This is a genomic window from Skermanella rosea, assembly GCF_016806835.2.
GTDB lineage: Bacteria > Pseudomonadota > Alphaproteobacteria > Azospirillales > Azospirillaceae > Skermanella > Skermanella rosea.
On record NZ_CP086113.1, the window covers coordinates 25,553 to 49,016 of the forward strand.

General features: G+C 65.8%; 21 protein-coding genes and 1 pseudogene. 2 read left to right on the forward strand and 20 right to left on the reverse strand.

Going from position 1 to position 23,464, the window contains the following annotated elements; all coding sequences use genetic code 11:
- Window positions 1-237: 237 nt before the first annotated feature.
- Window positions 238-639: a hypothetical protein gene (locus JL101_RS31450; RefSeq protein WP_203099362.1), complete on the reverse strand. Its 402-nt coding sequence runs from the start codon at window positions 637-639 to the stop codon at window positions 238-240.
- Between the two features lie 412 nt (window positions 640-1,051).
- Between JL101_RS31450 and JL101_RS31455 the strand changes: the two genes are divergently transcribed.
- Complete coding sequence (locus tag JL101_RS31455) at window positions 1,052-2,269, forward strand: sensor histidine kinase (protein WP_203099363.1); 1,218 nt, start codon at window positions 1,052-1,054, stop codon at window positions 2,267-2,269.
- Window positions 2,270-2,425: 156 nt separating this feature from the next.
- Here the strand turns inward: JL101_RS31455 and JL101_RS31460 are convergent, their stop codons facing one another.
- The 4 genes from JL101_RS31460 to JL101_RS31475 all read right to left on the reverse strand — a co-directional run bounded on the left by JL101_RS31460 (window position 2,426) and on the right by JL101_RS31475 (window position 6,191).
- Entirely contained in the window at window positions 2,426-3,910 is a 1,485-nt protein-coding gene (locus JL101_RS31460; RefSeq protein ID WP_203099364.1) for a hypothetical protein, read from the reverse strand.
- Between the two features lie 118 nt (window positions 3,911-4,028).
- Window positions 4,029-4,511, reverse strand: coding sequence for a GtrA family protein (locus JL101_RS31465; protein ID WP_203099365.1), 483 nt, complete (start codon window positions 4,509-4,511; stop codon window positions 4,029-4,031).
- Complete coding sequence (locus JL101_RS31470; RefSeq protein WP_203099366.1) at window positions 4,489-5,595, reverse strand: glycosyltransferase family 2 protein; 1,107 nt, start codon at window positions 5,593-5,595, stop codon at window positions 4,489-4,491. Before JL101_RS31470 ends, JL101_RS31465 begins: the two co-directional genes overlap by 23 nt.
- Window positions 5,596-5,786: 191 nt before the next feature.
- Window positions 5,787-6,191, reverse strand: a complete 405-nt coding sequence (locus JL101_RS31475) for a hypothetical protein (RefSeq protein ID WP_203099367.1) — start codon at window positions 6,189-6,191, stop codon at window positions 5,787-5,789.
- 573 nt (window positions 6,192-6,764) lie between these two features.
- Between JL101_RS31475 and JL101_RS31480 the strand changes: the two genes are divergently transcribed.
- On the forward strand, window positions 6,765-8,753 hold the full coding sequence (locus tag JL101_RS31480; protein ID WP_203099368.1) for a PAS domain-containing hybrid sensor histidine kinase/response regulator: 1,989 nt from the start codon (window positions 6,765-6,767) through the stop codon (window positions 8,751-8,753).
- Window positions 8,754-9,091: 338 nt separating this feature from the next.
- Here the strand turns inward: JL101_RS31480 and JL101_RS31485 are convergent.
- The 15 genes and pseudogenes from JL101_RS31485 to JL101_RS31555 all read right to left on the reverse strand — a co-directional run.
- Window positions 9,092-9,415 (reverse strand): annotated as a pseudogene (locus JL101_RS31485) (OsmC family protein); the annotation flags it as partial.
- 597 nt (window positions 9,416-10,012) lie between these two features.
- Entirely contained in the window at window positions 10,013-10,459 is a 447-nt protein-coding gene (gene rpiB, locus JL101_RS31490; protein WP_203099371.1) for a ribose 5-phosphate isomerase B, read from the reverse strand.
- Window positions 10,460-10,478: 19 nt separating this feature from the next.
- Window positions 10,479-11,756 (reverse strand): TRAP transporter large permease, encoded by a 1,278-nt coding sequence (locus JL101_RS31495; RefSeq protein ID WP_203099372.1) that lies wholly within the window; start codon window positions 11,754-11,756, stop codon window positions 10,479-10,481.
- A gap of 6 nt (window positions 11,757-11,762) precedes the next feature.
- A complete protein-coding gene (locus JL101_RS31500) occupies window positions 11,763-12,230 on the reverse strand; it encodes a TRAP transporter small permease (protein WP_203099373.1) in 468 nt (155 codons plus the stop codon).
- Window positions 12,231-12,321: 91 nt separating this feature from the next.
- The gene (locus JL101_RS31505; RefSeq protein ID WP_203099445.1) at window positions 12,322-13,284 is read right to left on the reverse strand and encodes a TRAP transporter substrate-binding protein; all 963 of its coding nucleotides are present in this window, start codon (window positions 13,282-13,284) and stop codon (window positions 12,322-12,324) included.
- A 74-nt stretch (window positions 13,285-13,358) separates the two neighbouring features.
- A complete protein-coding gene (locus JL101_RS31510; protein WP_203099374.1) occupies window positions 13,359-14,099 on the reverse strand; it encodes a FadR/GntR family transcriptional regulator in 741 nt (246 codons plus the stop codon).
- Between the two features lie 318 nt (window positions 14,100-14,417).
- A complete protein-coding gene (locus JL101_RS31515) occupies window positions 14,418-15,317 on the reverse strand; it encodes a hypothetical protein (protein WP_203099375.1) in 900 nt (299 codons plus the stop codon).
- Window positions 15,318-15,563: 246 nt separating this feature from the next.
- Window positions 15,564-16,133, reverse strand: a complete 570-nt coding sequence (locus JL101_RS31520) for a hypothetical protein (RefSeq protein ID WP_203099376.1) — start codon at window positions 16,131-16,133, stop codon at window positions 15,564-15,566.
- A gap of 170 nt (window positions 16,134-16,303) precedes the next feature.
- Window positions 16,304-17,236: a LysR substrate-binding domain-containing protein gene (locus tag JL101_RS31525; RefSeq protein ID WP_203099377.1), complete on the reverse strand. Its 933-nt coding sequence runs from the start codon at window positions 17,234-17,236 to the stop codon at window positions 16,304-16,306.
- A 41-nt stretch (window positions 17,237-17,277) separates the two neighbouring features.
- Entirely contained in the window at window positions 17,278-18,204 is a 927-nt protein-coding gene (locus JL101_RS31530) for an HpcH/HpaI aldolase/citrate lyase family protein (RefSeq protein WP_203099378.1), read from the reverse strand.
- Window positions 18,201-19,397 (reverse strand): CaiB/BaiF CoA transferase family protein, encoded by a 1,197-nt coding sequence (locus JL101_RS31535; RefSeq protein WP_203099379.1) that lies wholly within the window; start codon window positions 19,395-19,397, stop codon window positions 18,201-18,203. The genes JL101_RS31530 and JL101_RS31535 overlap by 4 nt, the downstream gene beginning before the upstream one ends.
- A 26-nt stretch (window positions 19,398-19,423) precedes the next feature.
- Window positions 19,424-20,533: a zinc-binding dehydrogenase gene (locus JL101_RS31540; RefSeq protein ID WP_203099380.1), complete on the reverse strand. Its 1,110-nt coding sequence runs from the start codon at window positions 20,531-20,533 to the stop codon at window positions 19,424-19,426.
- A 14-nt stretch (window positions 20,534-20,547) separates the two neighbouring features.
- The gene (locus JL101_RS31545) at window positions 20,548-21,822 is read right to left on the reverse strand and encodes a TRAP transporter large permease (RefSeq protein WP_203099381.1); all 1,275 of its coding nucleotides are present in this window, start codon (window positions 21,820-21,822) and stop codon (window positions 20,548-20,550) included.
- Window positions 21,819-22,367 (reverse strand): TRAP transporter small permease, encoded by a 549-nt coding sequence (locus tag JL101_RS31550; RefSeq protein ID WP_203099382.1) that lies wholly within the window; start codon window positions 22,365-22,367, stop codon window positions 21,819-21,821. The genes JL101_RS31545 and JL101_RS31550 overlap by 4 nt, the downstream gene beginning before the upstream one ends.
- Before the next feature lie 23 nt (window positions 22,368-22,390).
- Window positions 22,391-23,407 carry a TRAP transporter substrate-binding protein gene (locus tag JL101_RS31555; protein ID WP_203099383.1) on the reverse strand — a complete coding sequence of 339 codons (1,017 nt, stop codon included), beginning with the start codon at window positions 23,405-23,407 and terminating at the stop codon, window positions 22,391-22,393.
- Window positions 23,408-23,464 lie beyond the last annotated feature (57 nt).

Below are 23,464 nucleotides of genomic sequence, written 5' to 3' on the forward strand. Positions count from 1 at the left end.
ACAATAGAATGGAATTCATCATGATTGGATCAACAAAGACGGTATTCATCACGACCCGGCGTGTCAATAAACCTCTCGACCTCAGATTGTATACTCTCCGCGGCAGCGCAGTATGGCTGAAGGTGATAGCTGAAGGATTGACTTAAGGGTACTCCGACTACGGCATAGTACATGGATAGACATCATCCACGAGATACTGGCGGGAGCCATACCGGCTTTCCGGATGATCCAGGCCCATCATCGCCGGCCCGGGGACCGGACGACGAGGTCGATCAGCCCGTTGCTCCGGTCGTCGTACCGTTGGATGCGAATGGCCGCCCGTGCCGTCCACTCGCGTTCGGCGGCCTCGACCGCAGCCAGCCACTCGGAAGCGAGAGGGCGGATGCCCTGCAGCCATGTCCACTCGTCCGGTCGGATCGCGACGAAGGTCCCGTCGTCCCGCCGGGAGTGCAACCGGCCGGAAGTCAAAGCCGCATCCCAAGCAGCGGAGCAGTCGGTGCCGTAGCTGTGGATCCTGATCAGATCGCCCGTGGTGGAGAAGACGACTTCCAGAACATCCCGCGTCGGCCGCTCGCGGCGGCCTGATACCGGGCAAGGCGGAGCAGCGGTCGGGACAGTGACCCGGCATGGCAGCAGCATCGTTCCTCCCTTCAGGATACTTCGCGGATTCTCATTCAAGTTTCTTGTTGATGGGAAGTTTTTAAATGCTCGTCCTTCCGCTTTCCAGGCATAAAACTCCCTGACCCGCGAGTCTTTCGGCAGAGGGAGTAGGACGTTGCGGAAGTCTATACTCAGGCCGCCTGTGCTATTGAGATATAGCGGCCGAGACGACTGTAACCTGTCCCTGATCTTGTGCTAAGGATGGAATCATTGGCTACACTTGAACTTTTGGAAAGGTCGGAAGGGCTGCGGAAAGCGGCGTTCCGGCAATCCGTGCCACGGGTCCTCGAAGGGCCCGCCCGCGACACCGATACCGGCCCGGCGCGTACCGCCAGGCCTTGTCCGGAAACCTCACGCGATGCAGACAGGCGACACTGAAGGCGGCAGGGACATGGGAGATCAACCGTCCGAATTCCTCGGCAGTCTGCCGGACGGACTCGCCGGGCCTCCGGTGCCGCTCGACGAGCCGCAGCGGCTCATCGCGTTGCACCGGTATGATCTGCTCGACACGCCACCGGAGCGGGCCTTCGACCACATCACGCGACTGGCGGCGCGCGTGCTTGGCATGCCGATTTCGCTGGTCACGCTGATCGATGAAACCCGGCAGTGGTTCAAGTCCCGATACGGCCTCGACGCTCCCTGGACCCGGAGGGAGGTGGCTTTCTGCTCCTACACGATCCTCGATACCGAGACCCTGGTTGTTCCGGACGCCGCGGCGGATGACCGCTTCGCCGACAATCCCCTGGTGACCGGGGACCCGAACATCCGGTTCTACGCCGGAGCTCCGCTGGTCACGCCGGAGGGGCATGCGCTGGGCACCCTGTGCGTGATCGACCGTTCGCCCCATCCGGAGTTCAGCGGCGAGCAGCGGCGGCTCCTGCGGGACTTCGCCGACCTCGTGATGACGGAGATCGAGGCCCGCTCGGCCGCACTGGCCTTGCGTCGGAAGGTTCACGAGCACCAGGAGACCGAGCGGCAGCGACAGCGGTCCCTGGCCGAGAAGGAAACCTTGCTGCGCGAGGTCCACCACCGGGTCAAGAACAATCTCCAGGTGGTCGACTCGCTGCTCGCTCTCCAGATCCGCCATACTCCGGCGATCGCCGGAAACCTGCGGGAATTGCGTTTTCGGGTGTACTCCCTCGGCCTGGTCCACCAGGAGCTGACGCAGTCCGGGGATCTGGAGAGGATCAAACCGAGGGAGTTCCTCCACGACCTGGCCCGGACCCTGGCCACCCATCACGCAGCGCCGGGGAGCGACCTGACGCTGGATGTCACGGTCGAGCCCGGGAACTCCGCCATCAGGACCGACGTCGCGATCCCCTTGGGATTGCTGGTCACCGAACTGGTGTCCGGTGCGTACAAGCGTGCCTTCCCGCCCGACCGGCACGGCGTCATCGATGTTTCGCTGACTTTCACGGGCGGAGGGAAGGCCCGCCTGATCGTCTCCGATAACGGATCCGTTCTGCCGGGCACGATCTCCCCGTCGGCGATCGGCCAGCGGATCATCACCGAGCTGGTGGATCAACTGGATGGTGACCTGACCATGGACGAGACCCATGGCACCCGGATCGTCGTGACGTTCCCCTGCCTTCCGGAACCGTCGTGCTGACCGGCGACGGTCCGGTGCGCGGAGCGGGGATCCTGATGATCATGGCCATGGCGTTCTCTCCTCCGGAGCGCCGCGGTGATCCGGCATTGCCGCGGCGGCTGCTTCCGTCGCCGCGCAAGGTGCCCGCCGGAAACGCTTGCTCCGGGCGGGCCCTGATCATTGCGAAACCTGGACAAGCGACTGCATTCCGTTGGTCCAGGCAAGCGTTCCGCAGGAACTGATCAGGGGGAGCGTCTCTGGCCGCAAGACCAGAATGTACTGGGCCGGCATGCTTTCGCCATGGCACCCCTTCCGAAACAAGGCTTCGCGCCACTGCACGAGGCCCCACCACCGGTGGATTTCGTCCGCGTTCGTGGGGACAAACTTCCAACTCACCAAGGTCGGCCGGTCGAGCAGGCGGTGAAGGCCCACGAACTTGATGTCTATATCGCCGATCGGCTCGACCACCACGACGTCCCGGGGCTCCGTGAGCGCCTGAACAGCCGCTACGGTTTCCAGGCCGCTCGGGGACAGTCCGCTCCTCACTTTCAAAACGAACTGCAATGCGACATTGCCAAGAAACAGGCTGATGATGCCGAAGGTCAGGATCCGCTTTATCTGAACCACGCCCGGCTGCCGAGCCGTCCGTACCAGCAACACCAAGGTCAGGCAGGCCAGCAACAGGGTCAGCGAGGCGGGACGGAACAGATAGAACTTGCCGAACGAACCGGTATGGCGGTCGCCCCAGCTGATCACCATCGCCAGCAGAAGATAGATGCCCAGCCCGGTCAGCATCAGCGCGAACACTCGAAGGCGCCGCGGCGCCATTTGCGCCATGTAGTAACCGACAGCGCACATGGCTGCCGTGGATACGACTCCCCTCGCCCACCGGTACAGACCGTTGGGATCGGCGAACGGGGCAACATGATGGGGATTGCGTATGATGGAATAAATGTAGTCCGCCGTCGGTCCATCCGTCCCGGTCGGCGGCGCCGCGGGGCCGATCTGGTCCCGCACGAGGATCACCAGCAGAGGCGAGATCAGGACCCCATAGAGAGCCATTGCCGACGCCGACATCCGCCACCGTCCATGTAGAGCGGCATACAAGGCGCCGGCAATCACCATCCAGAAGCCGCCGATCAGGAAGTGAAGGTAAGTCGCGAGCACGCCGGCGGCGACGACGGACTTCCATCGACCGGACACTGCCGCAGCGAACGCCAGGAACACGAAGGCATAGGCGAACGTCTTGGCCTCCACGCCCTCGAACAGCCATTCGCTGCCCATCAGATCCGGGCCGAGCAGGTTGAACAGAGCCAGGACCAGGAGGCCATCGAGCAGTGACAAGTCCAGGCTCCGCAGCAGGGCGGCGAAGCCAAGTGCATAGAGCGCCGCGCAAAGGACCCGCAGGACACCGTGGGCAGCGTCGTAGCCGAGCCAGGCAACCGCATGTCCGGTCAGGAACATATTGAGGAACCGGGCGTTCGACTGGTCGAAGACGGCGCTGTATTCGGAAAAAGCCGTCGGAGCTACCCACTGGTATGCGAGCATGAGATAGTTTTCTTCGTTGCTGTGCCAGGAGACAGGCAGGAGCAGCACTGCGAAAACCATGAACATGCCCGCCACCAGGATCGGCAGCCGGTCCTGCTGATCGGACCAAGCCATGGCTCGGGAGATCCAATATGCTGGCCATGCCGGACGGAGTGACTGGGCAGCAACTCCCGGCCGTGCTTCCGACTTGTCGTCAAAAACGAGCTCAGAGGGCATGTTTCCTTTTCCCTTCCTAATGCATCCCGGAGCTTTCTCCTGATCGCGCTCTTTCAAGGAATACAAAATGCTTGTTGAGCAAGAAGCCGGCCGAAAACGTCACCAAAACTGAACATAGCTTTGCGGCCAGGCTTGACATCACAAACAAAGCCGCATGCAGGGCCAGAGTCGATAAACCAAGGCATAGAGCCGTCACGCCTGCAAACCTCACGAAGCGATCCAGGCGGACGAATTCACTCCCACTTTGCCGAAAAGTGAAAAGCCCATTCATCCAGAAACTGTTCATTGAGCCAAGCGAGAAACTGACTATATTGGCCGTCAGCGGATGGATTTGCAGCGCGACTGTCAGTACCGTATAAACCAGCACATCGATCGTCGTATTCATAGCGCCGATGACTGCAAACAACACAACCTTCAAGAACTGTCCCGATGCAACAGGTTTCAAGGCAGCGGTGTCACGAAAACGGGAATAAACTCTATGCATGCCGGCGTATTTCATTGATTCCGTCAGTCTCCTGGTCGTGCTCACGGCAGTCCTGGATTTCCGAGACCTGCCTGTACAGAGCCAGGATATTTCTTTGTTCCGAGGGTCTGAGGGAAGAGAAGTCGGCCGGCAAACCGTGAGGAACGCCGCGAATGAGCACCGTATCCACAAGGAAAAGGGGGCGACCTTTTATTTCCTGGAATAAACGGCCCAAATACTCCCCAAGAATTCCCAAAACCAGAAGCTGAGCTCCGGAGAATATTGCAAGCGCAGTGACGACGCTGGCCCAGCCTGTGACCGTCGCACCTTGCGACCATTGCCAGACTGTATAGATTACCAGGAAGAATGCGATGATGGCGGTTCCCGCGCCGAGCCAGGATGCCACGCGAAGCGGCACCGTCGAGAAGCTGGTTATGGCGTCAACCGCAAAGCGGACCATCTTCTGCAGAGGGTACTTCGTGGTGCCTGCAAACCGTGCATTCCGCTCGTACGGCAATGCCACCTGCCGACCACCGATCCAGCTTACCATGCCGCGGATAAACCGCTGGCGCTCCGGCATGGCCAGGAGTGCCTCCACGACCCGCCGGTCCATCAGTCGGAAATCGCCTGCGTCGTGAGGAATGGGGACGGTCGTCAGGTGGGTCAGGAAGCGGTAGAACGTCGCGGCCGTGAGGAGCTTGAACCAAGTTTCTCCTTCCCGGGATGTCCGCTTTCCATACACGACGTCCGCTCCCAGGTCCATGGTGCCCATCATCGGCTTCAGCAATTCGGGAGGATCCTGAAGATCAGCATCGATCAGCATCACCCGGTCACCGCGGGCAACCGAAAGACCTGCCGTGGCGGCCATCTGATGACCATGGTTCCTGAAGAGGCGAACCCCGATGACCCGGGAGTCGCATTCGGACAGCGCCTCGATGATCGACCAGGTTCCGTCCTTGGATCCATCGTCAACCAGGATGATTTCGTAGTCCTGCTTGACCGTGTCCTGGCATGCCGCGGTGACGCGCCTCCAGAATTCGCGAAGCCCCTCCTCCTCGTTGTAGCACGGAGCCACGACGGATACGGACAGCCGTCCGCTGGATGCCCCAGGATGTTCCATGTCCAATATCTCATCAGCATATTCGTACTGGCAGCCGATCGAAACCCGGCGAGCGAAACATTTCAACGGGCCTTCAGAAGTCCTGAATGATTGTCCGGACGATCAATACGATCAACACCTCAGGGTGATAAGAACCGTCTCTGATGAGGCCACCTAATCGCAGCAAGTTTCCGGGCGTTCGGCCAGTAACCTTAGAGACATGTAGGAATATACATAAGGTAAGTATTGCTTTCAGAAGCTATTGCTGCTTCATTTACCCGAATTTGCACCCTCGGCACTGAACGATCATGCGAAAGCGCGTAATGCGTATTTGGCTCGAAGGTTATGGAAATGCCATCGCCGACATGCGCCGGATCGGCTTCACCCCTCAGGTGCCGCAGCCCTGTCATGTCGGGGTCGACCGGATCGAGCAGCACCGGTTCAAAAAAGATCCAGGCCAAAGTCGCCGGCCTCACCCGCACCGAGACGGCGCTTCCGCTCGAGGCCTGGAGCCTGGACCAACACCGCGTCGGGCTGAAGCCGACGAAGCCCTGGCGGAACCCTGCCGCATCCTCGCCGATGATCCCGATCGGATCAGGGCCAATACCCTGTTCCATCGGTGGCCAAGGCACACCTGAACCTCCCGGCCATCACCGATTTCAGACCACTCAGCCCGAAACCGTTTGAACTTCGGGATGCCTCTCTGTCTGATCGGCTGCGGCATAAGCCGTCATGATCAGTATGAAAACGCTTGCTGCTGCCAAGACGGCGTTCATAGCGCACCTCCCTGGATTCCCGAAGCTTTCGTGCCTTTGGTGCAGACTTTTCGGGCTGACTGTATTGCGTGCATTTTGATAGGCCCACATTCGCAATAAAGATGCGACTGCCCCCGACAGCTACATTCTGTTGCCTCGATTCGGCATGTAGTGTATTTTATTTTCATTGCGTGGAAGACTTGAACCGCAGGGAGGCCAGAGAGGGCATCCAGACCGTGATCCACTGCAAGATGGCAGTGCCGCCGCCACTACTCCGGAACGCCGCGAGAGTTTACCGGGTTGACTCCCTGAGGCGGCGACGTTCACAGCCCGAAGAAACCGCATGCCATGGCCGATGACCGTTCATCCAGGGCAGATGGTGGGAAAGCTGGGCGTGCCGCGCTCCTGAAGCGGATCACTGCCCTGGAGGAGAGCATGGCCTCACTCCGGCATGAACGGGATCAGGCGACCGCCGCCCTGCGCGTGGCGGAAGAGGAAGCGAACGCGCTGCGCCGGAGTGAGCAGCGGCTCGACCTGATGCTCGAGAGCGCCACCGAGTACGCCATCTTCACGCTCGACCTGAAGGGCCGGATCACCAGCTGGAACACCGGCGCGCGCAACATCCTGGGCTGGGAGAAGCAGGAGATCCTCGGCCGTGACGCCGGCGTGATCTTCACCCCCGAGGACCGCGCGGATGATGTCCCGGAGAGCGAAAGGGTGCAGGCTCTCAACCAAGGACGGGCCAGCGACGAACGCTGGCATGTGCGCCGGGACGGCAGCCGGTTCTGGGCGACCGGCACCTTGATGCCGTTGCGCAACGGCGGTGTCGAGGGTTTCCTGAAGATCCTGAGGGACCGCACCGAGGAGCGCCGGGCCGGAGACGAACGGGAGAGTTTGCGCCTGAGGCTTGAGGCCGAGCAGGCGATCTTCAAGGCGGTGGTGGAACGGTTACCATCCGGTCTGGTCGTCTCCGAGGCTCCGTCCGGTCGCCACCTGATCTATAACGACCAGGCGGCCCGTCTGCTCGGCCATGAGTTGGCGGACATCGGCGACTATCCCGAATATGCGCAGTACGGCGCCCTGCACCCCGATGGAACGCCCTACCGGGCCGAGGAGTACCCGCTGGTCCGCACCCTGATCCGGGGCGAGGTGGTCGACCAGGAGGAGATGATCTACCGTCGAGCCGATGGCCGCGTCACCACCTTGTCGGTCAGCACGGCGCCCGTGCGCGGACCGGACGGCCGCATCACCCTCGGCATCACGACTTTCCACGACATTGCGGAGCGCAAGGCCCTGGAGGAGGCCCTGCGGTCCGCCAAGGAGCAGGCCGACCGGGCCAACCAGGCGAAGTCCCGCTTCCTGGCCGCGGCCAGCCATGACCTGCGCCAGCCGCTGCAATCGCTTCTGCTCTTCGTGAGCGTCCTGCGAAACCACGTCTCCGGTGATCGGGGCGCCGCCACGCTGGCTCACCTGCAGCGCGGGCTCGACGCCATGAGGGACCTGCTCGACAGCCTGATGGACATTTCCCGGCTCGATGCCGGGATCATCGAGGCGCATGTCGAGGATTTCCCCGTCCAGCCGTTGCTTGACGAGATCGGCGCCGCCTTCACCCCGATCGCCGCGGCCAAGGGCGTGGAGCTGAAGGTGGCGGCCTGCGGAGCCGTCGTGCGGAGCGACCGCACGCTGCTGGGCCGGATGGTGCGCAACCTCGTCGAGAACGCGGTGCGCTACACAGGGTCCGGTCACATCTCCGTTGCATGCCGCCAGGGCGACGGTCGGCTGAGGATCGCGATCGAGGACACGGGTATCGGCATCCCGCCGGGCGATCTGGACCGGATCTGGGAGGAATTCCAGCAGGTCGGCAACCTGGAGCGCAACCGGACGCAGGGGCTCGGGATGGGACTCGCCATCGTGCAGCGCCTGTCGCAGCTGCTCGGCCACCCCGTCGGCGTCCGCTCGGACCCCGGTGCGGGATCGGTTTTCAGCATCGACGTCCCGCTTGGCCCCGCCGGGGCGCCGGTTCCCCAGCCTGTGCCCTCGCCTGCCGGAAACGATCGGGGCCGGCTGGTCGTGCTGGTGGACGACGACGAACTGGTGCTCGAGGCGCTCGAGGAAACCCTCACGAGTTGGGGGTTCGCGGTGCTGGCCGCGAATTCGATGGACAGCGTAATGGAGCGCTTGCGTGTCACACGGCGTCGTCCGGATGTCGTGCTGACCGACTACCAACTGGGTGGGGGACAATTCGGTACCGACGTCGTGTTGGCGGTCCGCGAGATGTTCGATGCAGACGTCCGGGGCGCCATTCTGACCGGGGAGACACGGCCGGACCAGGTACGCGATGCGGTCGGCCACGGTCTCGAGATCATTCACAAGCCCGTCACGCCGCAAAAGCTGGATGCTGTGCTGCAGAAGCTCCTGATGTGATGCGGGGCCGCGGCTGCTGCGCCGCGGTGCGCAGCGCCCTGGGCGATGACGGCCCGGCGCCGCTGGAAGCTGCCGGACTGAAGCTGAAGGCGCGGCTGGAGGCGGTCTCGGACAATCTTCAGCGGGTCGCGGGCCAGGATGGCGTCGATCCGTTTCTCGGCCGCGCCGATCTGGCGGTCGACCAGGCGCAGCCGCTAACGCAGGACGCCGATGTGGGCGCACGCCGCCTCGACCGTGCCGGGCGCGGCGTCGATCCGGCGGATGCGGTGCCGCTTGAGCAGCTTGGCAACCGTCGTTTCGCGCACCCGGGCGACCGATTCGCTGCGGCCCGTCGGGGGTCACGACCCCGCGCCTGCCAAGTCGCGGGGTCGCCCTCTATACGGCTCATGCCGTTCGACGATCACCGGGACAGGCCGGCAGACCGTGCTGCAGACCGGCGAATGTCGCTGGGCATAGGCCATCAGATCGCCCAGCTCCTCCTCGGAGCAGGCCGCGTCCACGTCCATCAGGATGCGGATCTGCTCGTAGCCCGGCGAAACCCAGTCATCGAGGCCGAGCAGGCCGTGAAGATCGATCTCGCCCTCGAGCTTCGTCGAGAGGCTGCGGATCTCGATCCCGCGTGCCATCGCGTGCAGCACGAACGTGGTGGTGACGCAGGCAGCGGGATGCGCTATCTACTCCGCCTGCTCAGGCGCCATCCTCCTCGCTGCCACCGGCCTCCTGGACGGCCGCGCCGCGGCTTCATGCTGGCAGGCGGCATGTCCATCCTGCCGATGGACACCCAAGTGGCCCGGCTTTACGCAGACATGTTCACGACCCCGGGCCTCAAAAATTTCCTATATCCGGACCCGAACAGCAAAAGGCCCAAAAGTGGAGCAGACCTCATCATTGCGGCCACGGCGATAACCCATCATGCAACGATCGTCAGCTTCAATCAGGGTGACTTTGAGTTGATACATTCTTATTTCCCCCTCCCAGGCATGTACAACCCGGCGAAAGCCCATGGCTCATGATCTGACTCAGCGCGTTGCACGGAGGAGGAAGAGGCAAGTAAGGCTCATTCGGTGGAGAAGTTCGGCACCGGCAGGTCGGGGCCGAAGCACGCTACCATGCCCAAATCGAGGACACTGGATGGACGGGACCTGGCAAGGTCCGTCATCCTGCCTTGCCAGGACCCATCCGTCAGCTTGCCTGGCAAGCGGCCCCGAGGAACGCGGCACGGACAGCGGCGAACCAGCCGTGCCGGCAGCTCGGCCGCGTTACCGCTCGCCGTCCATCTCGGCCAGCTTGCGCACGCGGCGGCGGAAATCCTCGTCGGTCGAGAACTCGGCCTGGAGAAAGGAAGTGACCAGATCCTTGGCGAGCCACGCACCGACGATCTGCGCCCCGATGCACATCACGTTGACGTCGTCGTGCTCGACCGATTGGTGCGCCGAGTGAACGTCGTGGCAGACCGCGGCACGGATCCCTTTCACCTTGTTGGCGGCGATCGACGCGCCCACGCCCGTGCCGCACACCATCAGCCCCCGATCCGCCTTGCCTTCGATGATGGACGAGGTCACCGTCCTGGCGATGTCGGGGAAGTCGACCGGGTCGGGATCGTAGGAACCGGCGTCATGGACGTCGTGGCCGAGCGACCGGATGTGCTCGACGATGGTCGCCTTCAGGGGAAAGCCGGCGTGGTCGGAACCGATGACGATGCGCATGCTGGAAATTCTCCGGGGTCTATTGGGCGATCAGGCGGGGCAGCCACAGCGTGAAATCCTTCGCGAAGGTGAGGATCGCAAGTGTGGACCAGAGCGGGATGTAGAAAGGCAGCAACGCCCTGAGGAGCTGTCGTATCGAAACCTTGGCGATGTCGGACACGAGGAACAGCGACAGCCCCATCGGCGGTGTCACCAGGCCGATCATCAGGTTGAAGATGGTGACGATGCCGAGCTGCACCGGGTCGACCCCGGCGAGCACGAGCGGCGGCGCGATGATCGGAACCAGCAGCAGGGTTGCCGTCGTCGAGTCGAGGAACATGCCGGCGATGAAGAAGATGAAGTTGGCGATGATGAGAAGGGCCAGCGGGTCCTTGGAGAGCGTCAACAACGCCGCGGCAAAGGTCTGGGGTACCTGCTCCACCGCCAGGATCCAGCCGAACAGCGCCGCGGCGGCGACGATGATCAGGATCGCCGACGAGCTGCGGGCCGTCAGCACGGCCGAGTTCCACAGGTGTTCAATGCTGAGTTCGCGATAGAAGACGGCGCTGATGACGATGACATAGACCGCCGTCATCGCCGCGGCTTCCGTCGGCGTGAAGGCGCCGAAGGTCATGCCGGCGATCATGAGCGCAGGAGCGACGATAGCCGGCAGCGCGGGCAGGAAGTCGCGCACCACCTCCCTCGGCGTCGGCCAGCGGTCGGCACGCGGGTGCTTGTGGCGGACCGCGACGATGAGCACGGTCAGCATCAGCATGACGGTGCAAACCAGCGCCGGCATGATGCCGGCCACCAGCAGCTGCACGATCGAGACGCTCGTGACCGACCCGTACACGATCAGGGGAATCGATGGCGGAAAGATCGGCCCGAGCGTCGCCGACGCCGCGGTGACCGCGCCGGCGAAGGAAGCATCGAAGCCGCGCTTCTTCATGGCGTCGATCTCGATGCGTCCGAGTCCGCCGATGTCGGCGAGCGCGGCGCCCGACATGCCGGAGAAGATCAGGCTGCCGAAGACGTTGACCTGCGCCAGCCCGCCGGGGATTCGGCCGACCAGGGTATAGGCGAAGCGGAAGATGCGGTCTGTGATTCCCGACAGGTTCATCAGGTTGCCGACGAAGATGAACAGCGGCACCGCGACCAGCGGGAAGGAGTCGAGCGCGTAGGTGATGCGCTGGGCCAGCAGGCCGAGCGGCAGGCCCTCGATCAGCACATAGGCGATCGAGGGCAGCAGGATGGCGTAGACGACCGGGAAGCCCAGCATGAAGAGCGCCAGGAAGGCGATGACGACGGCGAAACCCATGGTTTTTCAGACCGCGACGGTGGTGTCGGCCTGCGGCGGCTTGCGCAGGTGGAGGAGATGGACGAGCGCCGCGCCGGCAAAGCCGAACAGCGTCGCCCCGAGGAAGATCCAGAACGGAATGCCGAGCGTCGGCGTCGCGTTGCTGAGGTTTCGCGAGATGTTCGTGGCGGTGACGTAGGCGATGAAACCGGTGGCGGCGATCGCCAGGATCGAGATGGCGAGGTTCACGATACGGCGGGGAAGCGCGGGCATCATCGCCTTGAACTCGCCCATGACGATGTTCTCGCCGTTCTCGACCACCAGCGGGTACGCGCCGAAGATCAGGCAGATCAAAAGAAAGCGCGTGAACTCCTCGGCCCCGATGAACGGCAGCACGAAGACGCCGCGCATGATCACCTGCGCCGTGGGGACCAGCACGAGCCCGGCCATCACCACGACGACGAGCGCCGTGAGAACGCGTTCGGCAATGCGCATGTCTGTCTCCTGTCAGCTGGAGCCTCGTCTCCCGGTGAGGGAGACGAGGCCGCGCGGGATGGCCGGGGGAAGGGGTCCCCGGCCGTGACGGCTACTTGACGGCCTGGATCTGCTCGATCAGGGGCGTGAAGTTCGGGAAGTCCCGCGCGATCTGGGCGCCGACCTTCTCGCGGAAGGCGGCGATGTCCAGCCCGTCCGCCTCGGTGATGACGGTCATGCCGCGGCCCTCCAGTTCCTTGACGAGCTTGGTTTCGCCCTCCTGGGCCATCTGGAGCGATTTCTTCGCCTCGTCGTCGAGCACCTTGGTGATCGCCGTGCGCTGCTCCTCGGTCAGGTCCTGCCAGACCTCCTCGTTGACGAAGACGGCGAGGACGGCGCGCATGTGGCCGGTCATCGCGATGTGCGACTGAACCTCGTTGAGGTTGTTCGACGCGATCATCGTCAGCGGGTTCTCCTGGCCGACGACCACTCCTGTCATCAGGGCGGTCGGCAGCTCGGCCACCTCGACCGGCGTGGGGATCGCGCCGAAGCCCTTCACCATCGAGACCCAGAGTTCGAGCGGAACGGCGCGGAACGGCTTGCCGGCAAGGTCGGCCGGGCTCTTGACCGGGAAGTTGGACGAGATCTGGCGGTCGCCCCGGTAGATGCGGCCGATGATGCGCACGCCCTGGGCGACCAGCTTCTCGTTGATCGCCTGGAGCGCCGGCGAGGTTGCCGGGTCGGTCGCCCTCAGCGCGTGTTCGCCGTCCCGGTAGATGAAGGGGGCGTTGAACACCGCCACTTCCGGCACGAGGCGCGCGAGCGAGGCGAAGTCGTGATGGCCCATCTGGATGGACCCCATCCTGACCCCGTCGACCATCTCGGCGACGCCGCCGAGCTGGCTCGCCGGATAGACGGTAACCGTGACATCGTCTCCGGTGGCCGCGGCGATGCCCTTCGCGGCTTCGGCCGCGTAGATCGTCTGGATGTCGCCCTCGGCGCCGACATGCGCGTAGCGCAGCTCGGCCGAGACTGCCGCTCCGGTCATGGCGAGCGCGACGACTGCGCCGGTCATGGCACCGATGATCGTTCTGTGCAGCACGTAAAGATCCTCCCCGATCGTTTATGTTCGTTGGTCAGGCCAGGTGGTCAGCTCTGCGGCCTCCGCGCGAAGACCGAGATCAGGCTGCGCCGGCGGAACTCGTCGCCGATCGCGAAATGGTCGCGCAGCTTACGATCGGCAGCATCCGCGTCGCGGTCCATGATCGACAGGAACACCTCGCGGTGTGCCTCGACGAGGTACTCGACGATCCCGGGCTCCGAAACCGTCACCGCGCGCCGCTGGACGTGGCTTCGGCGCAGCAGTTCGCCGATCGCGCCGTAGAGCGTGGCAAGCGCGTCGCTATGCCCGGCCTCGACGATGGCCCGATGGAAAGCGAAGTCCGCAGCTCCCCCCTCGACGGGATCGTGCAGCGTGTCCATCAGGCGGGTCAGGCTGGACCCGATGCGCTTCAGGTCGGTTTCCGTCGCGCGCTCGCAGGCGAGCCGGATCGCCTGGCACTCGATGGCTATGCGCGCCTGCATGACGTCGTCGAGGATGTCGGGCTGCTGGGCGAGGCTGAAGGTGAAGAAGTCGGACAGCACGTTGATGTCGGCCTGCCGGACATAGGCGCCCTTGCCGTGGCGGATATCGAGGAAGCCGAGCATGGCCAGCGAGCGCAGCGCCTCGCGCAGCAGCGGCCGGGAGACGCCCAGCTTGAGCGCAAGCTCGCGCTCGCCCAGCAGGCGTTCGCCGGGCCTCAGCGAACCGTCGAGCAGCGCGTCGCGGAAGAAGGCGAACACCTGCTCCGCGCCCGAAAGGTCGTCGCCTCTGGCAAAAATGGTCGACACCGGCCGCCCTCCCCGAACTGGCCTTACACTGGTCAGACCACTAAACCGCAATCCGCTTCCGCTTGTCAAGCGGTAGCCTTGGCTGCCGTAACCCTGGCCATCCGGCTGTTTGAGTTCTGCGGCCGTTCTCTCGACCGGTGCCGCGGCTCCGCTGACTGACACGGTGCTGGCGGGGCTGCGTGACAGTCTGTGGGCGCAGCGCGAACCGGGTGCGCTGAGTGACGCCGAGGTCATCGCTCTCTACCGGCTGACGATTTCGCTCGGGCTGGTGGCACGGCACAGGAACGCGCTCGACGGGGGCTGAGCAACTGAAGATGCTCAAGCGGCGGCGCGCACCGCAGGCCCCTTGGACTGTGCCCGATCCGGTCGCGGCGTCGGCTGGTGACGAGGTGCCGGGCCATCGACCGGCTCGATCGCCCGCGATCCGGGGCCCCGCACCCTTTGCGCCCGAGGTACGACCTTCATTGGCGCAGGTCGGTGACCTTGAGCGCTTCCCACATCCAGCCGAAGTCGTAGGCCGGATGACCCTGGGCCCGGCTGCGGCGCGCGACACCGTTCTCCAGGAGCTTCAGCCACTCCGCCACCTTGCGTCGCCAGGCCTTGGACCGGGCCGAGAATCCGGCCGCCGCTCTCGTCATAGCTCTTGATCATCATCGCACCGGACGACATGGCCGGCGCGGGACCGGTCGCGGCCGCGTCGGCCAGCCACGTCCAGGTCGGCTGCCCGGCCTCGTCCCGGACAAGGTCCGGCAGGCCGTCGAGGCGGCGCTCGATCTCCCCAAACCGGGCGGGGTCCGGGATCGGGAACCGCGTCTCGGAGAAGATCAGCGCGTCGCCGTCGAAGTTGACCAAGTCGGGCAGCGATCCCATCAGGGCGCCGCGCAGGGTCGTGATCAGCCAGGCATATGTGAACATCGGCGCCATCTCGCCCAGGACAGCGTCCTCCACCGGATGCTGGTCGATGTCCCCGACCGGTACACCCGCCCTTTTTGCCTGTCGCTTCATGCTGCGGGTGAAGCTCTTCCGGGCCTCGGCGAACTCGTCGAGCAGGGCGCCGCTGGACTCGAACGACAGCGGCAGGACACCGCCGGCCATGTGCACCTCGGTGCCGATCGGCAGCATCCGCGCGGCGAGGCGGTCCCACCGGGCGAGGCTTTGGGATGCCAGCTTGTCCCGGACCTGGACGGGATCGCAGCCCCGGATCAGGTCCCGGGCCATGAAGTGGCGGCCCGGGGTGGTCGGCGATGACGGTACCGAGCCGGTCGCGCCATTCCTCGCGCTGCGCCCACTTCATCACGGCGTCGATCGCCTTGTCTTGAGCGGAAGCCTGCATGTCCCGTCCTTCCCTGTCTGTCCTGGGGGACGAACACCAGCCAGCCCGAAGGAGCCCGGCAAAGGCTTCGGAGGGATCGGAGGCGCGGAATGCGCCCATGACGACCGGCGTCCGGCGCCGCTTCGTCGGCATCAGCCGGCCGGGAAGCCGCGCACCTCCGCCAGGAGTTCGTCGAGGAACGCGGCGTGCGGCTCCGGCAGGGTACCCGCCGCCCAGTAGGCGAATGCATCGCAATACCACTCCTCGGCCACGGAGTTGTGGTCGGACAGGAGCTTCCGCGACACCGGATCGGCGAGCCAGCCGAGGCGCCGCATGCGGTTCAGGAAGCCGGTGTGCTCGGCCTCGATACGCTGGCGCACGGCGCCGGCGCCGGTCTCCCGGACCTCCAGAAGATCAAGGACGAAGTGGGCATATTCGTGCAGGACGACGAAGGCGACCTCCCACTCGGGGTCGGTGCCGCGCTGCGCCAGTTGGGCGAGCCAAGCCAGGTTCAGCCGGATCTCGGCCGTGCCCTTGGTGTGCAGGCCGATCGCCGCGCCCGGCCGGTGAAGCTCCTCGATGAAGTAGGAGACGGTGCACGGCGGCAGGCGACCCAGGCCCCTGGCAGCCAGCAAGCGGTTGGCCAGCGCCGCCGAGGGCGCGACGAACTCGTCGGCCACCCGGGACCGCTCGATGAACTGGGCCGACGACAAGAACCGCATGCTGCCTCTCCGCTTCCTCTGGAATCCGCTTCCCCTGGACACAGGTGGGGGCGAGCCGCGGCCCGCCCTATGGGTCCTCTGCGTTCGTGGGTCCACCCGCCCCGGGTCGGGGTATCGGCGCGACCGCGCCGAGCGGCTCATCATTTCGCTGAAGCGGTTCCGCCGGACCCTCACCAGAGCTTGGCGCGCCACCAGCCGGAGCTTGCCTCCGCCCGCAGGATGCCGACCGCGATGCGTTCGACTTCCCGCGCGGCGCGGGTCAGGGGTCGGCTGTTGGCGTGAGCGATGTGGACCGAGCGTTCGACGACGGGTTCCACGATGCGCGCCACCGAGAGGGCGGCGCCGGACTCGTCGCCTTCGAGCGCCGCGAGCGACAGGATGGTGTGGCCGGCGCCGCGGCGGACGAGGCGCTTGATCTGGCTGAAGGCGTCGATCTCGATCGTCACGTTCAGGCTGATGCCAGCCCGCCGCGCCGACTGTTCGACCAGCGAGCGGAGGCCGTGCTCCCGCCCCGGCAGGACGAACTTGAGCGGTTCCAGCCGGTGGAACGGCGCGTCGCCTCCCTCCGCGATGCCGGCGAGGGAGGCTTCGTCGCGGCCGGCGAGGTAGAGCTCCTCGGTCAGCAGCTTGGTGCTTTCGATGCCGGAATTGGGCTGCGCGCCGTAGAGCAGGCCGACATCGACCTGCCCCTCCAGCAGCCAGTGCGCGATGTAGCCGCTCATGCTCTCGACGACGCGCAATGTCACGTTGGGCAGCGCCGCCTGGGTCCGTTCGATCAGGGGAACGGCCAGGATGGTCACCAGCGAGGTCGGGATCGCGAAGGTCACGCGGCCGACCGGGCTGTCGGAGCGGGACCGGAGGCTTTCCCGCGCGTCGTCGGCGGACTTGAGGATCAGCCGGGCATGGCGGATCAGCTCCTGCCCCTCGCTGGTCGCCACGACGCCGCGGGCTGAGCGCTCGAACAGGACGACGCCGAACTCCTCCTCCAGGTTCCGCAGGTGGGTGCTGATCGACGGCTGGGCCACGCGCAGCGCCTGGGAGGCCTTGAGGATGGAGCCATGTTCCGCGATCGCGAGAAAGTACCTGAGTTGGCGTAGATCCATCTGCGGCGGCGGCGTCCTTCGGGTAGCCGGTCGAATCCGGCCTAATCTGGCGGGCGGGCGGAACCCCTGTCCACGGCGCATGCGGATATCGCTTCGTGCCGGATCAGCACCGCCCGCGCCTGGTCGACCACGGGAAGGTCGAGCATCCGGCCCTTGTGGCGGACGGCTCCCCTGCCCTCGCGCAGGCCGGCCTCGAAGGCCGCGATGACCTCCTCCGCGTCCTGGACCTCCTTGGCGGAGGGGGCGAAGGCCTCGTTGAGGATCGCCACCTGATCGGGGTGGATGCAGAAGCCGCCCTCGAAGCCCAGCCGGCGCGCCTCCTCGATGACGCGGCGGAACCGGTCCAGGTCGGTGTAGTCCGCCACCGATCCCACGTAGCCGATCGGCAGGCAGCCGGCCGCCCGCGCCGCCGCCACCGCCATGACGTTGGGGACGTAGAGGCTTCGGTCGTCGGGCACCATGCCCATGGACACCGCCAGATCCTCGGCGCCGACCGTGATGCCGAGGACGCGCGGGGATGCTGCGATGGCGCGCATCTCGCCGAGGCCGTCGGCGGTCTCGATCATCGCGACGAGGCCGGTGTGGCCCCGGGGCAGTCCGCGCTCGAACTCCAGCTCCTCCAGGATCTCGCCGACGGCACGGATGTGGCTGGCGTCCGGCACCTTGGGCAGCGTCAGCGCCATGACCTCGGCGCAGACGCTGGACTCGATGTCGGCGACGGCCTGACGCCACGGCCGGTTGATCCGGACCACGACCTGGACGCCCTCGCGGGCCAGGCGGGCGGCGGCGGCGCGGACCATGCCGCGGGCCTCGGCCTTCTGGTCGGGCGGGATGCTGTCCTCCAGGTCGAGCTGGATGACGTCGGCGCCCCGCCTGGGAGCGCCGGCGAGGAAGCGTTCGTTGTTGACGGGGACGAACAGCATCGAACGCCAGATGGGCAGCGTCTTGTTGGACAAGGTCCGGGTCATGCCGGCATCTCCCGTTCGATTGCCGCCGTCGCGATCCCGAGTTCCGCCAGGATCTCGGCGTTGTGCTGGCCGAGGCGCGGCGCCGGCCGGCGCATGCCGCCGGGCGTGCCGGACATCCGGGGAATGACGTTGTGCATGGGAAGCGTTCCCATGTCCTCGTCCGGCAGCTCGACGATGACTCCGCGGCCGCGGACGAAGGGGTGGTCGACCAGGTCGGCGATCGAGCAGACGGGACCGACGGTCACGCCCGCCGCCTCGAACAGGTCCAGATTCTGTTCCTGGGTGCGGGTGGCGATGACGGCGCCGATGATCAGGTCCAGCTCGTCCCGGTTTCGGACGCGGTCGTCGTTGGTCCGGAACCGGGGATCGGCGATCAGCTCGGGGTGGCCGATGGTGGTGAAGATCCGCTCGGCCATGGACTGCATGGAGCCGGACATCGCCACGTACTTGCCGTCGGAGCAGACATAGACGTTGCGCGGCGCCGTGTGGGTCGACTGGTTGCCGGCCCGGTTGGACGGCACGCCGGTCAGCCGGTACTGCGCGGCCTCCGCCCCGATCATGGAGAAGATCGGCTCGAACAGGGACAGGTCGATCACCTGCCCGCCCGTCTCGCCCCGGACCGCGTGGCGAAGTGCCGCAAGCACGGCGGACGAGCCGTAGAGCCCGGCGACCATGTCGGCCATCGCCAGCGGCGGCAGGACCGGCGGACGGTCGGGATAGCCGTTGAGGTGGGCGTAGCCCGACATCGCCTCGACCAGCGTCCCGAAGCCCGGCCGCTTGGCGTAGGGGCCGGTCTGGCCCCAGCCGGAGATGCGGAGGATGACCAGGCCGGGATTGCGCCGATGCAGCGCGTCCGGCCCGAGGCCCCAGCGCTCCAGCGTGCCGGGAACGAAGTTCTCCACGACGACGTCGGCGGTCTCGACCAGGCGCAGCAGGATGTCCTTGCCGGCGTCCGTCTTGATGTCGAGCGCCATGCTGCGCTTGTTGCGGGAATAGATCTTCCAGTAGATCTCGACGCCCTCGACCCGCCAGTTACGCAGGTCGTCGCCCTTCTGCGGGTGTTCCACCTTGATCACGTCGGCCCCCTGGTCGGCCAGCACGTGGGTCACCATGTTGCCGGCGACCAGCCTGGACAGGTCGAGTATCCTCACCCCATCCAAGGGGCCGCGGCTGTTCTCGTCGTATTGCGGCATCTGTCGCGTTCCAGTCGGATGGGTGGTCAGATCTCGATGACGGGCTTGATTTCCTCGAACTTCCGCATCCGCTCCAAGGCGGTGTTGACCTCGTCCAGGCGGAAGCGGCCGGTGATCATGCGGTCGAACGGGATCGTCTTCCGGTGGCGCTGGACGAACTGCAACGCCTTCCAATAGCTGGCGGCATCTCCCGAGAACGAGCCGATGACCTGGAGGTTCTTCTTGACGATCATCGACGGCTTGATCTCGGTGCCGGCATCGCCAAGCTGGCCGACGACCAGGTAGCGGCCGCCCTTGCGGGCGATCTCCAGTCCTTCGGAGAAGGCAGCGGGGTGGCCGGTGAACTCCATGACGATGTCGGCGCCGCGCCCATCGGACAGCTCGCGCACCCTGTCGGCGCGTTCCGCCGGGGAGGTCGTCTCGACCGGGACGACCTCGTCCGCGCCGAAGGCCAGCGCCATGTCGAGCCGGGCCGAGGGCCCGCCGATCACGATGACGCGCTTGGCGCCGCCGACCTTGGCGACCGCCGCCGCCAGCAGGCCCAGCGGGCCGGCGCCCTGGATCGCCACGGTGTCGGTGGGGGCGATCGGACCGATCTGCGAGGTGGCGTTCATGACGGAGCGGAAGGCGCAGCTGCACAGGCTGGCGAGGTCGTTGGGAACGTCGTCCGGCACGCGGATGCGGCCCGATTCCGGCAGGACGTAGCCGTATTCCGAGAAGCCGCCCATCAGGAACGGCGGCTTCTCCATCGACTCGTACATGTAGGCCTTGCGGTTGTCGCACAGCGTCGGCTGGCGGGCGACGGTGCAGTAGAAGCACGAGCCGCAGGCGGTGTGGGTGTAGACGATGCGGTCGCCGACCCGGAGCGGGTTGCCGATGCTGTCGCGGTCGGAGCCGGAGCCCAGCGCCACGATCCGGCCGACCATCTCGTGGCCGATGATGATGGGCAGGTCGACCTTGAGCGACAGCGAGCCGCGCGACAGGTGGACGTCGGTGCCGCAGACGGAGCAGGTCTCGATCCGGGCCAGGATCGCGCCGGGCTCGATCTCGCGCGGGACCGGCACGTCCTCAATCCGGAGCGGCTCGCCGAATCGGCGCAGGACGGCGGCGCGGGAGCTGGTGGGAAGGGCTGTCATGGGGTGTCTCCGGATCAGAACACGCGGTACCAGAGCGGCAGCGCGGGAATGTAGGTGATGGCGGCCAGCGTCAGCAGCGTCGCCAGCAGGAACCAGCCGAAATACGGCGCCATCTCGAGCAGGCTGGCCCCCGTCGTCCGCGCCGCGACGTAGAGGTTGGCGGCGAGCGGCGGCGTCAGCAGGCCGATCTCGATGTTGGTCACCAGGATGATGCCGAAATGGACCGGATCGATGCCGAACCGGTCGGCGGCGGGCGCCAGCAGCGGCCCCATCAGGAGCACGGCGGCGTTGGTCTCCATGAACATGCCGACCAGCAGCAGGACCAGGTTGACCATCGCCAGGAAGACCAGCGGGCTGTCGGTCACGCTCACGGCGAAGCTGGCGATATCCTGCGGTATCTGGGCGAGGACCAGCGCCCGGTTGAAGATGGCGGTGAAGGCGATGATCGTCAGGATCGCGGCGGCGGTCCGCGCCGTGGTGCCGAACACGCCCGGCAGCTCGTCCGTCCGCAGCGTCCGCTGGAGCAGCGTCACGGCGAGGGTGTAGAGCGCCGCGACGGCCGCCGCTTCCGTCGGGGTGAACAGCCCGCTGTAGATGCCGCCCAGCACCAGGACCGGCAGAAACAGCGCCGAGGCGGTACGCAGGTTGTGGCGGCCGCGGGACAGCGTGCGGCTGGTATCCGGAGCCGCACTTTCCCTGCCGTTGGCCAGAGCGCGGCGTGCCAGCATCGCGTGGGTCGCGAAGAAGACGCAGGCCATCACCAGGCCCGGCAGAAGCGTCGCCAGGAACAGCTCCGTGATCGACACGCCGACGATCGAGCCGTAGAGGATCAGCGGGATCGACGGCGGAATCAGCACGCCGAGCAGGCCGGCCGCCGCGACGAGGGAGGCGATGTAGCCGCGCCGGTAGCCGCGCCGCTCCATCTCCGGCCCGACCGTGCCGCCGATGGCGGCGACCGTCGCGACCGAGGATCCGGTGATGGCGCCCATCAGCGCGCTGGCGCCGATCGCGATATGGCCCAGCCGGGCCGGCAGGCGCCGAAGCAGCAGGTCGCAGAAGGCCGTCAGGCTCTCCGCCAGGCCGCCCCGGTTCATGACCTCGCCGACCAGCAGGAACAGCGGGATCGCCAGCAGCGGGAAGCTCATGACGCTGTCGTAGGGAACCGAGCCCAGGCTGTCCAGCCACAGGTCGAAGGTCTCGACGTTCAGCAGCACGACCAGCGCGAAGGCGACGCCGATCGGCGTGCCGATCAGCAGCAGCATCGCCAAGCCGAAGATGATCGGCGTCATGACAATCCTCCGGAATTGGGCAGTCCTGGATGGGGCTGGCCGGTGACCAGGCGGTAGAGGTCGGCCAGCGCGTGGAGGATCATCAGGGCGCTGCCCAGGACCATGAACCCGGCCGGCACCGCCACGGGCGTGCCCAGGTCGATCAGGTTCTCGTTGGACTCGTACGCGTAGGCGAAGAACTCCCACGCGACGTAGAGGAAGATGCCGGCGAACAGCAGTTGCGACAGCATGGCGCCCGCGTGGGCGATCGAGCGCAGCAGTTTCGAGGGAAGCTGCTGGGCGATCTCGACGCTGATATGGGCGCGGGCGTAGGTGCAGAGCGCTGCGCCGACGAAGGTCAGCGGGGCCATGGCGACGATGCCCAGTTCGCTGACGTTCGGGACCGGCAGTTCGAAATAGCGCGCGACGACGCTGAACACGATGGTGGCGAGCATCACCAAGATGGAGGCCCCGGCGATGAACGCCTCCACCCGGTAGATCCCCCGTTCGACCCGGTCGAGCGCCGAGGACCCTGGACCCGGCGCCACCGCGACGCCGCGATCCATTTGGATTCGCTCCGCCATGGACATCAGTCCAGATCCGCGATCTCGGCGCGCAGCAGCTTGACCCGCTCCTCTCCATAGATCTTGCCCAGGCCGTCCCACTGCGCCCGGCCGAACTCGGCGAACTCCTTGAGGGTCTCGGGGGAAAGCTCGGTGACCTGGACTCCGCCGGCCGCGATTCTGGCGAGGAATTCCTTGTTGAGCGCCCGGTTGTTCTCGATCTGCTTGCGGCTGACCTCCGCCGCCGTGTCGCGGACCATGGCGCGCTGCTCGTCGCTGAGGCGGCTCCAGAAGCGGTCGCCGGCGACGATGGTGCCCATGGCGTAGACGTGGTTGGTCGTCGTCATGAACTTCTGGGCTTCGAACAGGCGCGAGTTGTAGGTGATGCTCGGCCCGTTGTCCTGGCCGTCGACCGTGCCCTGCTGGAGGGCGGTGAACAGTTCCGGGAAGGGCATCGTGATCGGCTGGGAGCCCGCGGCGGCGAAGAAGCCCTTGATGCCGGCGGAGCCGGGCACCCGCAGCTTGAGGCCTTGGAGATCGGCGATCTTCTCGACCGCCCGGCGGGAGTTGGTGACCGAGCGGAACTCCAGCTCGAAGAAGCCCAGCGTCTCCATCTTGTGCTTGCGCAGCGTTTCCCGCAGCGTCTTCTGGAGGATGCCGTTCTCGTTGTAGAAGACCTTGTCGGCCTCCGCGAAGTCGTTGACGATGTACGGCAGGTAGTGGATGTCGAGCAGGGGGTCCAGGCCGGTCAGCGAGCCGGGATTGAGGAACGCCAGTTCCAGCGACCCCCGCGCCAGCTCGCGGCCCAGCGTCTCGTCGCCGCCGAGCTGGCTGTTGGGGAACACCGAGATGTCGATCTCGCCGTTCGACCGCTCCTTGATCAGGCGGGCGAATTCCTGGCTGGCCTGATCGACCGGGCTGTTGGTGGCGAAGACGTGGCCCAGGCGGCCCCGCATCTCGCGGGCCTCCGCCGGCATGGCATTGAAGGTTGCGAAGGCAAGCGCGCAGGCGCAGGCACCGAACAGGGCGCGACGGGACAACATGGGCGATCCTCCCCTTGGGATTTACGGTTGATTATTGTTGCTTGGTCTTTACCGGTG

Excerpts from the sequence above, each read along its gene's own strand:
- JL101_RS31450 (WP_203099362.1), bottom strand. The coding sequence starts at position 639 with ATGCTGCTGCCATGCCGGGTCACTGTCCCGACCGCTGCTCCGCCTTGC.
- JL101_RS31455 (WP_203099363.1), top strand. The coding sequence starts at position 1,052 with ATGGGAGATCAACCGTCCGAATTCCTCGGCAGTCTGCCGGACGGACTC.
- JL101_RS31460 (WP_203099364.1), bottom strand. The coding sequence starts at position 3,910 with ATGGCTTGGTCCGATCAGCAGGACCGGCTGCCGATCCTGGTGGCGGGC.
- JL101_RS31465 (WP_203099365.1), bottom strand. The coding sequence starts at position 4,511 with ATGAAATACGCCGGCATGCATAGAGTTTATTCCCGTTTTCGTGACACC.
- JL101_RS31470 (WP_203099366.1), bottom strand. The coding sequence starts at position 5,595 with ATGGAACATCCTGGGGCATCCAGCGGACGGCTGTCCGTATCCGTCGTG.
- JL101_RS31475 (WP_203099367.1), bottom strand. The coding sequence starts at position 6,191 with ATGGAACAGGGTATTGGCCCTGATCCGATCGGGATCATCGGCGAGGAT.
- JL101_RS31480 (WP_203099368.1), top strand. The coding sequence starts at position 6,765 with ATGGCCTCACTCCGGCATGAACGGGATCAGGCGACCGCCGCCCTGCGC.
- rpiB (WP_203099371.1), bottom strand. The coding sequence starts at position 10,459 with ATGCGCATCGTCATCGGTTCCGACCACGCCGGCTTTCCCCTGAAGGCG.
- JL101_RS31495 (WP_203099372.1), bottom strand. The coding sequence starts at position 11,756 with ATGGGTTTCGCCGTCGTCATCGCCTTCCTGGCGCTCTTCATGCTGGGC.
- JL101_RS31500 (WP_203099373.1), bottom strand. The coding sequence starts at position 12,230 with ATGCGCATTGCCGAACGCGTTCTCACGGCGCTCGTCGTCGTGGTGATG.
- JL101_RS31505 (WP_203099445.1), bottom strand. The coding sequence starts at position 13,284 with ATGACCGGCGCAGTCGTCGCGCTCGCCATGACCGGAGCGGCAGTCTCG.
- JL101_RS31515 (WP_203099375.1), bottom strand. The coding sequence starts at position 15,317 with ATGGCCCGGGACCTGATCCGGGGCTGCGATCCCGTCCAGGTCCGGGAC.
- JL101_RS31520 (WP_203099376.1), bottom strand. The coding sequence starts at position 16,133 with ATGCGGTTCTTGTCGTCGGCCCAGTTCATCGAGCGGTCCCGGGTGGCC.
- JL101_RS31525 (WP_203099377.1), bottom strand. The coding sequence starts at position 17,236 with ATGGATCTACGCCAACTCAGGTACTTTCTCGCGATCGCGGAACATGGC.
- JL101_RS31530 (WP_203099378.1), bottom strand. The coding sequence starts at position 18,204 with ATGACCCGGACCTTGTCCAACAAGACGCTGCCCATCTGGCGTTCGATG.
- JL101_RS31535 (WP_203099379.1), bottom strand. The coding sequence starts at position 19,397 with ATGCCGCAATACGACGAGAACAGCCGCGGCCCCTTGGATGGGGTGAGG.
- JL101_RS31540 (WP_203099380.1), bottom strand. The coding sequence starts at position 20,533 with ATGACAGCCCTTCCCACCAGCTCCCGCGCCGCCGTCCTGCGCCGATTC.
- JL101_RS31545 (WP_203099381.1), bottom strand. The coding sequence starts at position 21,822 with ATGACGCCGATCATCTTCGGCTTGGCGATGCTGCTGCTGATCGGCACG.
- JL101_RS31550 (WP_203099382.1), bottom strand. The coding sequence starts at position 22,367 with ATGGATCGCGGCGTCGCGGTGGCGCCGGGTCCAGGGTCCTCGGCGCTC.
- JL101_RS31555 (WP_203099383.1), bottom strand. The coding sequence starts at position 23,407 with ATGTTGTCCCGTCGCGCCCTGTTCGGTGCCTGCGCCTGCGCGCTTGCC.